This is a genomic window from Mycobacteroides sp. H003 (assembly GCF_001440135.1).
In the GTDB taxonomy this organism is placed as follows: Bacteria; Actinomycetota; Actinomycetes; order Mycobacteriales; family Mycobacteriaceae; genus Mycobacterium; species Mycobacterium gwanakae.
In genome coordinates, this window is sequence record NZ_LJYL01000030.1 from 106733 (window position 1) to 116325 (window position 9593).

At 61.9% G+C, this 9593-nt stretch carries 11 protein-coding genes; 6 read left to right on the plus strand and 5 right to left on the minus strand.

Translation table 11 applies throughout. The annotated features are described in order from the left end of the window. The first annotated feature begins 7 nt into the window (after positions 1 to 7). Complete coding sequence (locus AOT87_RS19665; RefSeq protein ID WP_057967394.1) at positions 8 to 844, plus strand: metal-dependent hydrolase; 837 nt, start codon at positions 8 to 10, stop codon at positions 842 to 844. 3 nt (positions 845 to 847) lie between these two features. Here the strand turns inward: AOT87_RS19665 and AOT87_RS19670 are convergent, their stop codons facing one another. Further along, complete coding sequence (locus AOT87_RS19670) at positions 848 to 1459, minus strand: TetR/AcrR family transcriptional regulator (protein ID WP_046254305.1); 612 nt, start codon at positions 1457 to 1459, stop codon at positions 848 to 850. Positions 1460 to 1548: 89 nt separating this feature from the next. Between AOT87_RS19670 and AOT87_RS19675 the strand changes: the two genes are divergently transcribed. From AOT87_RS19675 to AOT87_RS19690, 4 genes are all read left to right on the plus strand, one after another. Beyond that, positions 1549 to 2025 carry a hypothetical protein gene (locus AOT87_RS19675; RefSeq protein WP_046255919.1) on the plus strand — a complete coding sequence of 159 codons (477 nt, stop codon included), beginning with the start codon at positions 1549 to 1551 and terminating at the stop codon, positions 2023 to 2025. 136 nt (positions 2026 to 2161) lie between these two features. Beyond that, positions 2162 to 3142, plus strand: coding sequence for an alpha/beta hydrolase family protein (locus tag AOT87_RS19680; RefSeq protein ID WP_057969862.1), 981 nt, complete (start codon positions 2162 to 2164; stop codon positions 3140 to 3142). 84 nt (positions 3143 to 3226) lie between these two features. Then, entirely contained in the window at positions 3227 to 4618 is a 1392-nt protein-coding gene (locus tag AOT87_RS19685) for an FAD-dependent monooxygenase (RefSeq protein WP_057969861.1), read from the plus strand. 48 nt (positions 4619 to 4666) lie between these two features. Beyond that, positions 4667 to 5302, plus strand: coding sequence for a TetR/AcrR family transcriptional regulator (locus AOT87_RS19690; RefSeq protein WP_057969860.1), 636 nt, complete (start codon positions 4667 to 4669; stop codon positions 5300 to 5302). 100 nt (positions 5303 to 5402) lie between these two features. On the opposite strand, the gene AOT87_RS19695 is transcribed toward AOT87_RS19690, so the two are convergent. Both AOT87_RS19695 and AOT87_RS19700 read right to left on the minus strand, forming a co-directional pair. Continuing rightward, positions 5403 to 5753, minus strand: coding sequence for an AzlD domain-containing protein (locus AOT87_RS19695; RefSeq protein WP_057969322.1), 351 nt, complete (start codon positions 5751 to 5753; stop codon positions 5403 to 5405). Next, positions 5746 to 6474 (minus strand): AzlC family ABC transporter permease, encoded by a 729-nt coding sequence (locus AOT87_RS19700; RefSeq protein WP_057969323.1) that lies wholly within the window; start codon positions 6472 to 6474, stop codon positions 5746 to 5748. The genes AOT87_RS19695 and AOT87_RS19700 overlap by 8 nt, the downstream gene beginning before the upstream one ends. A gap of 79 nt (positions 6475 to 6553) precedes the next feature. On the opposite strand from AOT87_RS19700, the gene AOT87_RS19705 reads away from it, so the two are divergent. Then, positions 6554 to 6994 carry an Lrp/AsnC family transcriptional regulator gene (locus AOT87_RS19705; protein WP_057969324.1) on the plus strand — a complete coding sequence of 147 codons (441 nt, stop codon included), beginning with the start codon at positions 6554 to 6556 and terminating at the stop codon, positions 6992 to 6994. A gap of 39 nt (positions 6995 to 7033) precedes the next feature. Here AOT87_RS19705 and AOT87_RS19710 read toward each other — a convergent pair whose 3' ends face one another. After that, positions 7034 to 8566: a PPE domain-containing protein gene (locus AOT87_RS19710; protein WP_057969325.1), complete on the minus strand. Its 1533-nt coding sequence runs from the start codon at positions 8564 to 8566 to the stop codon at positions 7034 to 7036. A gap of 267 nt (positions 8567 to 8833) precedes the next feature. Continuing rightward, a partial coding sequence (locus AOT87_RS19715) for an ATP-binding cassette domain-containing protein (RefSeq protein WP_131727282.1) occupies positions 8834 to 9593 on the minus strand: 760 nt, incomplete at its 5' end.

Here is a 9593-nt window from a genome sequence, read left to right on the forward strand (position 1 = left end):
GGTGATGGTGGAGCGGGAGATCAAGACCAGACGGATCAGGTTTCGCTATCCGGCCGGTTCCCTGCGGCGTCACTATGTGCAGGACGACCTGGGCATGAGTCATGTGGTGTCGGTGCTTTCGGCGGCCTTCCCCGAGGGTGAGGCGTTCATGATTCGTTCGGTGCGCGCGGTTGCCGATCAGCTGACCGATCCTGTGCTCAAGAAGCAGGTGGCAGGCTTCATCGGCCAGGAAGCCACGCATAGCCGTGAGCACCGCGACCTCAACGAGCGGCTGCAGCAGATGGGTTATCCGACCGCGTTTGTCGACCGGGCGACCCGCAGGGTTCTGGAAACGCGCTCACGCTTCTCGTCTCCCCGGTACTGCCTTGCGATGACAGCCGCGCTGGAGCATTACACCGCGATTCTCGCAGAGACCTTGCTGACAGATCAGCGGGCCTTGGACATGCTGGGTGAGGGAGAGGTGCGTTCCATGCTGCTGTGGCACGCGCTGGAGGAATCCGAGCATCGCACGGTGGCGTTCGACGTTTATCGGGCCATCGGCGGAACCCATCGCATGCGAGTATCGGTCATGTGGTTCACCACATTTGGGTTCTTCACCCTTGCCGCATGTGCGTCGTTCATCTCGCTGTTTCGGGATCGGGACTTCTACAACCCCAGGATCTTCTTTCCGAGTGTTAGCCGGCTGTTCCGTTCGCCGTTCTTCTCACGTGAGGTGTTCCGGCGATTGATGTCTTACAGTCGCAAGGATTTTCATCCCGATGAGGTAGACAACACCGAACTTATCGCGAAGTGGAATGCCGTGTTGTTTGGCGAGCAGGGGCAGATCGCCGATCATTTGCACTGACCCTCAGTGTGTCAGGTACCGCGTCAACATGTTGACCAGCTCGTCCTCGAACAGCTGCGTATCGACCGGTCGTGGACCGGCCACCAGGCGGTGTACCAGTGACTCGATGGTCGCCACCACCATCCTTGCCGCCATGGCTGTTTCGGCTATCCGGACCTCGGGGTGTGTTGCCAGGAGCGTCTCGGCCGCAGCGACGACGGCATCTTCCGAGCGATGCAACAGGGCCAGGAACTCGGGTGGGCGCGGCGCCTCTTCGAAGAGCACCCGGTGCAACCGTGGGTTGTCGCGATGGTTGTCGATGGCTGCCCTGACAAAGACTCGCAGGGTGTCTTCGATCGAATTGGGCAGTCCTGCAGACAGATGCCGCTGGATGAGGGCGAACCCTTCCTCGGTGTGCGCGGTCATCAGCTCGACGAGGATGGAGTCCTTGTTGGGGAAGTACTGATACAGCGAGCCGATCGAGATATCGGCCCGCTCGGCGATGCGATTGGTGGTCCCGGCGGCGTAACCGAAGTCGGCGAAAACGTGAGCAGCCGCATCGAGGATGCGCCGCCGGGTGGCCCCTGCGCGGTCCTGTCGTGGCTGCTTGCGTGGCTGTAGCCGGGTGTTGAGCATGGTGCTGGCACCTTCCCCAAAAGCGAGTACCGCTTATGTGAGTAATTACTCATAATAGTCATTGACCAGCATATATGGAAGGAAATGAGATGAGGACGGTCTATCTGGAAACTGAACTTCCCACCGATGCCGACCGGGTGTGGAGTGCCATGCGATATGCCGGCACCTTCCTGTACCTGTGCCGTGGATTGTTCGGCATTCCCGCGCTGACGGGGCGCACCGACCCCATGCGGGTGGGCGAGATCGGCACTGCATGGCTGTGGGGGTTGCATCTGATTCCGTTGTACCGACACACCATTCACGTGATCGAGGTCGACGAGAAGACCCGTACCGTGCGCACCAACGAGCGTGGCGGCATTCTGCGCACCTGGAACCACACCCTTCATGTGCAACCCCTCGGGGACGGTCGCTGCCGGTACAGCGATTCCATAGACATCGATGCCGGGCCGCTCACCGGGCTGGCAGCCAGGGGAGCGACGGCCATCTTCCGCTATCGACAGCGGCGCTGGCACAAGCTCGTCGACAAGCACCTGCTGCCGGAGGGGCCGGCTTATACCCGGGTGTGACGGCAAGGGTCATGGGCCGTGCGGTGTGGCAAACGTCACGGCCTCCATGCCCATTCCCGGGGAGAGCGCGACGTGTTAGCGTTTTAAACACTGTTTAAATCACTGTTCTTGCTCCCCTGGAAAGGAAGTCCAGCCGATGAGACGCGTTTCTTCGATGCGTGGCGCCGCCATCCGTTTTGTCAGCGCCGTGGCCGTTGGGGCCGTGGTTCTGCCGACGCTCGTCGGTATCGCTGGCGGCTCGGCGATGGCGAATGCCTTTTCGCGCCCGGGGCTTCCGGTCGAGTACCTGGAGGTGCCGTCAGCCTCGATGGGGCGCGACATCAAGGTTCAGTTTCAGGGAGGTGGCCCTAAGGCTGTCTATCTCCTTGACGGGCAGCGCGCTCGCGAAGATTTCAGCGGCTGGGATATCGAGACCACGGCTTTCGAGGACTACTACCAATCGGGCATCTCGATGGTCATGCCAGTCGGTGGACAATCCAGCAACTACACGGACTGGTACCGCCCCGCTAAAGGCAAAGACGGTGTCTGGACCTACAAATGGGAGACCTTCCTGACCGGTGAACTACCGCAATGGCTGGCCGCCAACCGGGGTGTCTCGGCCACGGGAAACGCCATCGTCGGGCTATCGATGGCGGGTCCGTCCGCACTGACCCTGTCGATTTACCACCCGCAGCAGTTCATCTACGCGGGGGCTCTCTCGGCGCCGCTGCACCCGTCGGCCAATAAATGGCAGATCTCCATCTCTATGTCCGACGCCGGCGGGTTCAGCTCGGAGGACATGTGGGGGCCCGAGAGTGACCCCGCCTGGGTTCGCAACGACCCGTACCTCAACATCGACAAGCTGATTGCCAACAACACCCGACTGTGGATCTACTGCGGCAATGCGCAGGCCACCGATCTTGATAAGGACCGCAACGGCTTTGAAAACCTCGCGGGCGGAGTCATCGAGGGGCAGGTCATCGACGCCAACAAGCAATTCGCCGATGCCTATGCGGCGGCGGGTGGCAAGAACGCTCACTTCAGTTTCCCCGATGGCGGTATCCACAACTGGACCTATTGGGGTCAGCAGTTGCGCGCCATGAAGACCGACCTCGTGGGTTACCTGACCGGGTCGTAGGGGCGAGCGCCCATATTGACATTTGACCCAGTTTCGTTAACGTAGCCCACTACACCATTCGGTCTAGTCGGTGGAGGGTTGTCGATGGATACGTTCGACGTGGCGATCGTTGGCGCACGATGCGCTGGCGCCTCGCTCGCCATTCAGCTGGCGCGGCAGGGGCTCTCGGTGTGCTTGCTCGACAAGGCTCGATTCCCCACGGACAAGGCTTCGACGCACCTTTTCACGCCCAGTGGCACAGCAGTTTTGGAGCGTTTGGGTGTGCTCGACGACGTCGTGGATGCGGGGGCGACGCCACTGCGGACCATGCGGTTGCGTAGTAACGACGTGAGCGTCACCACCCGACCTGACCCCGGTGTCATCGGAGTAATGCTTGGTATTCGGCGCGAGACCTTCGACCCGATTCTCCTGGAGCACGTCGCCCGTGCGGGCGCTGAGATCCGTACCGGCTGTCGCGTCGACGGTGTCTTGACCGACAAAGGGCGAGTCGTCGGACTGGAAACACAGAGTGGACCCATCCACGCCGAACTCGTAGTCGGCGCAGACGGACAGCATTCGCGAATCGCCGAACGTGTTGGAGCGCGGGAGTATCTGACCACCCCTGGCTCGTACATGCCGACGTGGTCCTTCTACGAGGGTGCGACCCCTCCGTATGACCTGGTGATGGGTCGGGTCGGGGAGGGGAACGGTATCGCGCTTCCGTTGGATAACGGCATCTACATCGCCATGATGGGTACACCGATGGCCAAGGCCGATGCCTTTCTGGCGGACCGTTACGCGAACTTCGATGCCGCGCTGGCACGTTGGCCCGAGATGGCCGAGGCGGTCGCGGGAGCGACGCGCCGGGGGCCGTTGCGCATCCTGCGGCGCTGGCACGGCTACTTCCGAACGGCTGCAGGCCCCGGCTGGGTGCTGGTGGGCGATGCCGGCCATTTCAAAGACCCGGCGCCTGGACAGGGAATGGCCGATGCGTTCCGCCAGAGCGAGTCCTTGGCGGCTCGCATCGTGGCAGGACTGGGCGGCGACACCATCGACAAAGAATTGTTGGACTGGTGGCGGTGGCGCGACCTGGATGCAGTGGAAATGTATTGGGCCGCATCAACTCTAGGTGAGCTGACTAATCCTGCGGCCGTCACGGATGCGGCCTTCCGGACTCTGGGCAAGAGCGATGTGGCTTTGGAGCGGATGCTGCAGTCGATCCTGCCGCGTACCGTCAAGCCGCACAGTTCCCTCCGGTTAAGGGACGTTTCGCGGATGGTCGCGTACATTGCCGCAGCGGTGGCCACGAAGCCAGGCCAGTTGACTCCGACGGCCAAAGCGGCAATATGGCAAGCACGTCAAATCGGGAGGATTGCCGTTGCTTACCCGGGGCATCGGATCGGAGCACGCCGATACCGGGAGCTGCCAGTGCTGTCGTCCGGGCTGAGTAAGCCGAAGAGTATCGAGTCGCTACGTTCGGTATCCGAAGCAAGTTAGGCGTGGCAGCTTGGCCGCTAACGCCCCGCGCGATGTTTGAATAACTTGGTGAACCAGGCGGATGCGCGTACGAGGCTGCTGGAGGCGACCGAACAGGTGCTGCTCGAAGACGGTCTGGCGGCGCTATCTGTGCGTCGGGTGACTGGGCTGGCCGGTATGAACGTCAATGCCGTCAACTACACGTTCGGAAGCAAGGATGCGCTCTTGCGAGCTCTCATGCTGAGGATCATGGAACCTGCCCTTGCCGAGCGGAGTCGCCGCCTCGACGAGGTGATACGGACGCCGGGCCATACGGTCGAAGATCTTGTTGTCGCGTTTCTTTCGCCGCATGTGTCTGCCGACGCGCAGCAGATTGCTTTGTTCATGGAAATAGGGGTCAAACCGGTACTCGAGGGCGATGTGCGGTTTGAACAAACCCGGGAGGACATCGTCCAAGAGGGGATAGGCCGGCTGGTCGCGGCGTTATCGCCATTGCTGCCTGAAGTACCTACAGAGGTCCTAGCTTTTCGCGTAGAAACGATGCTCGGCATGTCCCTCATGCACGCTATGAACAGGGACTATCTCGCCGATAAATATGGTCTGGTGAAAGGGGAGCGCAACCAATACCTCATCGATGATGTGGTGCACTTCTTCTCTCACGGACTGGCGGCGCCGACACAGCTACATCCGCTCCCTGGGTCTTAGATGCTCTGATTCCCAGAGTGTTTGGCGGCGATGCGTCGACCGTAGCTGAACACTGTTGATCCAATGAGCACTTGAGGCGTCCAGGGTGCACCAGGTGGATTTACCCGGCGATGAGCCCGAGGTGTGTCTCGCCCACGTTGGTGATGATCAGGCAGGCGAGGGTGCCGACCACGATGCTGAGCACCGCGTTGCGTCGCCAGAGATGTATGCCCACTGTCGTCACCACGCCGACGATGGGCCCGGCGCCGTGTGACGGTCCCGTCAGGTTGATCGTCGAAAGGCAATACACGGCGAGAATGGAGGTGGCGCCCAGTGGAATCCAGCGTCCCAGGTCGGCAGCCAGCCCGCTGTTCTTGATGGCGTTTCGGGCAGCGAAGGGTAGAGCCCGCAAGGCGAAGGTGATCACCACGGCGGAGACCAAAGCCGCTGCGATGTAAGCGGGTTCAGGCATGGCCTGCCCGCTCTTCCGTGCCGGAGTGGGTAAGGTGGTGCCGGACAACAAGAGTGACGGTGTAGCAGCACATGGCCACGAGAATCATCGCGCCAGGGGCGATCGCCAGTGCGGCGAGTGCCGCCACCACCGCGAGTGCGATACCCGGAATGTCCGGCCGCAAACGGTAGGTGTCGAGAACGAGCACCAAGAACATGGCGATGAGCACGAAATCCAGCCCCTTCAGTCCACTGAGGAAGGAGGCTCCGGCGAGACCGCCTGTGGTCGCCCCGGCCACCCATGAGAGGTGTAGACCGCATTGTGTCCACAGAATCCGGCGTGAGCTCAACGCCCGGTGGTCCAGCGCGGTGATCAATGCGTAGGCCTCGTCACATAGCGCGAACATGCTGTACGCCTTGCCCAGTCGGCTGCCGACTCGGTCAAGGGGAAATGACATCCCGTAGAAGAGATGGCGGGAATTGACGAGGAATGTCGTCAGCGCTATGGCCGGCACTGATGCGCCCGCGGACAGCATGCCGATCAAGATGAACTCGACCGAGCCTGCGAACAGGACTCCGGAGATGATCGGTGCCAGCCACCAAGGGAGCCGATGAGAGGTGACCACGACGCCTAATCCGATACCGAGGGCAAACAACCCCGCCCAGACAACGCCAGCATGGCTGACTGCTTTGACCAGCTCATCCCGGTGTCGAGGCTGTGGCGGCAACACCTCCTGATTCATGCAGCAATCATAGAGTGGTATGAGAGCATGATGATTGTGCATATTGCTCATAGGGAGGCTATTACGGCAATATAGATGCATGGACAGGCTTGATCGCGCAATAATCAATCAGCTGCAGGTTAGCGGTCGCCTGACGAATCAGGAGTTGGCTGACCGGGTCGGCCTCACCCCGGCACCGTGCTTGCGACGCGTCCGCCGCTTGGAGGCCGAGGGCGTCATCACCGGCTACACCGCGTTGGTGAATCCGGCGGCACTGGGGCGCGACTTCGAGGTGATCATCTACGCCGATCTCGTGGCCAAAGACCTCGCCACTGTGGCGTCCTTCGAGGAGCGCCTGGTCGCGATGGACGAAGTCGCCGAACTCAGGCGCATGTTCGGTATTCCCGACTACTTCATCCGGGTGCAGACCGCCGACCTCGCGGCCTATGAGCAGTGGTTGAGCATCAAGCTCATGGGCGACCCGGCGATCGCCCGCGTTGACTCGCGGTTGACCATGAAACTCCTCAAATCACGCCGCTGAGTGGACGTGATAACCGCCCTGAAGATGAGTTGAGCCCTGTCAGTGCTCATCCGGTGTTGGCGGAGAGGGGGTTTCATCGGGATCTGTGCTCCATGTGGTGGGGAGCATGGGCGTGGTCCTGGTGCCATCCATCGCACCGGTGTCGTTGCCGACGTTCTCGCGCGCGACGAGCCCGGCCGCGGTGGGTGCGGTGGTGGTCTTTGGGATGGTGCCGGCCAACCCGAGATGTCCAGTGCCGCGGGTTGACGCGGTGCTTTGGCTTTGCGGGGATCTGGGCGGCTCACCGTAGTCGGCATCAACCGTGACGTTCATGTCCATGTACTGCGGCGCTGGGTCTTTCACTCGCGCACCACGTTTGCGCCGAGCTCGCGACCGGGCAGACGCCGCCGCAGCGGCTGCCGCAGAGACTCCAGAGGCCGGGGCCTGGGCCTTGCTGCCCTCGTTGAGGGTCGGTCCGAAACGAATGGCTGGCGGTTCTTCGGGATTCACGGCGACAAGGTATGGCGTAAACGCCGCCGTTGCGGTGGTGGGCGCCGGAGCTGGCGCCGGGGCCGATGGTGCAGGTGCCGTCCCAGTGGGGACCGGAACACCCGTGGGCGCCAACGCGATCGCAGGAAGGGACTCTATGTGTTCGCGCTGCACGGGGGCGGTATTGCGGAGTTCAGGCTGAACTTCATCGGCCGGTGCTTCGACGGCGGGGGGCTGCAGATACTGCCAGGCCGCCAAAATCAGTAGCGGCAGCCACAGTGGTGCGGAGAGCAACGCAGCCCAGAACAACCAAAACACCTGCGCGAATAGTACATACGTCATCGAAGCGAGTACCAGCAGGAACGGCAGCCAGGTGGCCAATGCGGCCCCCGGGTTTCGGATGAAATCTCCGATGATTCGGATCAGCGTGCCCAGCGGGTCGCGGAAGAAATCCATCAGCTGATCGATAACACTGTTGCTGCTGTCCAGTGCCGAACCGGCTTCCGCGGCTTGGGCCTGTGCTGCGAGCCCGGACATGTCAGCCATGCGCAACATCGCGCCGGCGGGCTCCATGATGGGCGGAGAGGGAGTCGCCGGAGGCGCCGACGCCACCGCGGCACTCGAAACCCCTTGGTAGACACCCATGGTGGTGGCGGCCTGCACCCACATGCGGAGATAGTCGGCCTCGTTGAGTGCGAGGGGGATCGTGTTGATCCCAAAGAAGTTTGTGCCCACCAAGATGCCGTGAATCGTGTGGTTCATGGCCAGTTCGGGCAAGGTCGGCATGGCCGCCAACGCCGTGGTGTAGGCCGCGGCGCCTGCCTCCTGCAGCGCAGCGTTGGAGGCGCTCGCTGCGCTCTGCTGAGTCAGCCAGGCCAAGTAGGGCGTATGGCTGGCCACATATTGGGCGGCGCTGGGTCCCTGCCATGCCCCCGCCGCGGCCGCGCTCAGCAGCTGGGTCAACTCCGTTGCTGCCGTGGCGTACTCGGTTGATAGTGCTTGCCATTGCGCTGCGGAAGCCAGCATCGGGCCTGGGCCCGGGCCTGCGCTGAGCAGTGCCGAATGTACTTCCGGGGGAAACGCCATCCATATGGGCGCCGACATCCCCGCTAGCCCCCGGCGCTCATGTGCTCGGCCATGCTGGATTCGGGCTGAACTGCCCGTTCCTGATTGCTCAACTTACAGCCTTTCCATGATTTGAAGGCTCGCCCGACAACGCATCAGCGCGAGTAAATTAGCATTGGCTTACCTAATTTGTCGAGACCTCCGGTTACGGGATTGCCTGGGATGACGAATCGAATCCGTTTGAGCAGTGATCATTACGTCGAGGTGTGCGACGATCAGGCTGCATTCGGCTGGCCGAGCCGGAATCTAGTTGGCGTTTGTGGTGATGCGCCATCCGGTGGTGGATTCTTGTTGGCGCCAGAATTCTGAGAAACGGCCTCCGAGAGAGCTGAGTTCGGTGATGGAGCCTTGTTCGATGATGTGGCCGTTGTCGATGAAGAGCACGTGATCGGCGTTGCGGATTGCGCTGAGCCGGTGGGCGATCATGATTTTGGTGCGGGGGCGTGGGTCGTTGTTGATGGCGTCGGTGATTGCGGTTTCGTTTTCGGTGTCCAGGGCGCTGGTGGCTTCGTCGATGAGCAGGACCGGGGCGGGTTTGATGAGTGCGCGGGCGATGCTGACGCGTTGGCGTTCACCGCCGGATAGTGCGGTGCCGGCTTCGCCGACACGTGACTGTTCGGCATCGGGCAGCCGTTCGATGATCTCGTCGACGCGAGCCAGTGTCATGGCTTGGTGTGTTTCGTGGTCTGTGGCGTTGGGGTGTCCAGCTAGGACGTTGTCGCCGATGGGTGCATCGAAGAGGTAGGGGTGTTGGAAGACCATGCTGACCAGGGCGCGGCGGCTGGCGGTGTCCATTGTGGCGACATCGGTTCCGTCGATGAGGATTTGGCCGCTTTCTGGTTGTTGCAGTCCGGCGATGAGGGCGAGGATGGTGCTCTTCCCGGATCCAGATGGCCCGATGACGGCGGTGGTGCTCCCTGGTTCCAGGATGAAGTTGATGTCGTTGAGGACGTGTTCGCTGGTGCTGTCGTAGCGGAAGGTGACGTTGCGGAATTCGATGCGTGGG

Excerpts from the sequence above, each read along its gene's own strand:
- AOT87_RS19695 (WP_057969322.1), bottom strand. The coding sequence starts at position 5,753 with ATGCCTGAACCCGCTTACATCGCAGCGGCTTTGGTCTCCGCCGTGGTG.
- AOT87_RS19680 (WP_057969862.1), top strand. The coding sequence starts at position 2,162 with ATGAGACGCGTTTCTTCGATGCGTGGCGCCGCCATCCGTTTTGTCAGC.
- AOT87_RS19710 (WP_057969325.1), bottom strand. The coding sequence starts at position 8,566 with ATGTCGGCGCCCATATGGATGGCGTTTCCCCCGGAAGTACATTCGGCA.
- AOT87_RS19670 (WP_046254305.1), bottom strand. The coding sequence starts at position 1,459 with ATGCTCAACACCCGGCTACAGCCACGCAAGCAGCCACGACAGGACCGC.
- AOT87_RS19705 (WP_057969324.1), top strand. The coding sequence starts at position 6,554 with ATGGACAGGCTTGATCGCGCAATAATCAATCAGCTGCAGGTTAGCGGT.
- AOT87_RS19700 (WP_057969323.1), bottom strand. The coding sequence starts at position 6,474 with ATGAATCAGGAGGTGTTGCCGCCACAGCCTCGACACCGGGATGAGCTG.
- AOT87_RS19685 (WP_057969861.1), top strand. The coding sequence starts at position 3,227 with ATGGATACGTTCGACGTGGCGATCGTTGGCGCACGATGCGCTGGCGCC.
- AOT87_RS19675 (WP_046255919.1), top strand. The coding sequence starts at position 1,549 with ATGAGGACGGTCTATCTGGAAACTGAACTTCCCACCGATGCCGACCGG.